Origin of the sequence: Vibrio sp. 10N.222.48.A3 (assembly GCF_041475345.1) — a bacterium.
In the GTDB taxonomy this organism is placed as follows: Bacteria; Pseudomonadota; Gammaproteobacteria; order Enterobacterales; family Vibrionaceae; genus Vibrio; species Vibrio tasmaniensis_A.
Genome location: NZ_JBFRVX010000804.1, coordinates 1 through 1,085 on the forward strand (window position 1 = coordinate 1; position 1,085 = coordinate 1,085).

General features: G+C 46.2%; 2 protein-coding genes. Both read right to left on the bottom strand.

Features of this window, described 5'->3' with window-relative positions; genetic code table 11:
* Nucleotides 1–194 precede the first annotated feature (194 nt).
* Nucleotides 195–725 (bottom strand): hypothetical protein, encoded by a 531-nt coding sequence (locus AB4653_RS20020; protein ID WP_102258301.1) that lies wholly within the window; start codon nucleotides 723–725, stop codon nucleotides 195–197.
* An 83-nt stretch (nucleotides 726–808) separates the two neighbouring features.
* Nucleotides 809–1,085, bottom strand: a 277-nt coding sequence (locus tag AB4653_RS20025) for a hypothetical protein (protein ID WP_137002676.1), incomplete at its 5' end; no start/stop codon positions are given.

A 1,085-nucleotide genomic window follows, 5' to 3' on the forward strand; every position in this document is an offset into this window, starting at 1 on the left:
CGTACCAATACGATCGCTACCATTTTAAGAGGATACTTTATTGGGCTGCATAGGGTTAAAGGAACGTTTTTGTGCCCAAGCAGCGGCCAATGAATACCTAGTTTAGAATAAAGACATTTAACCCGTTCCTACTCTCTCGTACTGGCCTTATACCTGAAATTACATTCACTCTCGATGGATATCCTGTGCCGAGATTAATATTTCCAGCCGTTAAATTGTAACGATTTAGGGATAGGGCTGTAGCAAGGGTATTCGGTTTGTAAGCCGTAGTTAATAATCATTGAAATATCAACGCCGAAGGACCCTGCATAGTTTGCTCGTCTGAACTTCTGCGGATCGTTTTTGGCGGTTTTCTCAAGTACCATCCAGATCATATCTTCAAGGAACTCAGGGTGGCGCCTTGGATCGAGTGCCATTGTATCGCGCATACAGAACCAGCTTCCTCCGCCTAGCTGTTTTTGATTATAGGCATTGTCAAAATACGCAGTATGCAAACCTTGCAAGTAAGCGTTTAAGCGTATGGACTCCACGGTGTCCGTCTCGTCAATGTGCTGCAAGAAGTAGGGCAGTTTGGTGATGTCTGCCATTGCTCTAGGGGCGCTAGATAATTTGGGGTTTTCGTACTGCTCGTGTATCTCACTCAGCAGTTGAGTGAGCTCAGGAGAGTGGGGTTGAGCTTGCACGCTCGCACAGGTAAGCAGCAGTAATGGTAAGACTGTTTTCATGGTCATTCTCCCTTTAGATACCTGATCATAATACCAGTATTTAGGCGGTGCATAAAGTTCTTTTTTATGCACCTAGTTAAGTATTATTCTTTCGAATTTTGTGTGTATCTTGGCACCGCAGGATAGGCTTGGTCGGAGGTGACGTATTCCGTCCTTTCGGGTCTAGTGATCTCCTTTTCTACCTGCGAATTGACGGTCATTTCAATCATCGGCTCAGGTTTGAGGATGGGTTTCTGCGCCTCCTCTTGCTGAAGTTTTACCTCATCGGTTACCCCATCAAAGCGCGCTTGATTAAAGAGTCCGCCCGTTTCATTGTTGTGCAGCATAGCCGTGCGGGCAGCAGCCACGGTATCGACGGTA

Coding starts and splice junctions, on each gene's coding strand:
- AB4653_RS20020 (WP_102258301.1), bottom strand. CDS start 725: ATGAAAACAGTCTTACCATTACTGCTGCTTACCTGTGCGAGCGTGCAA.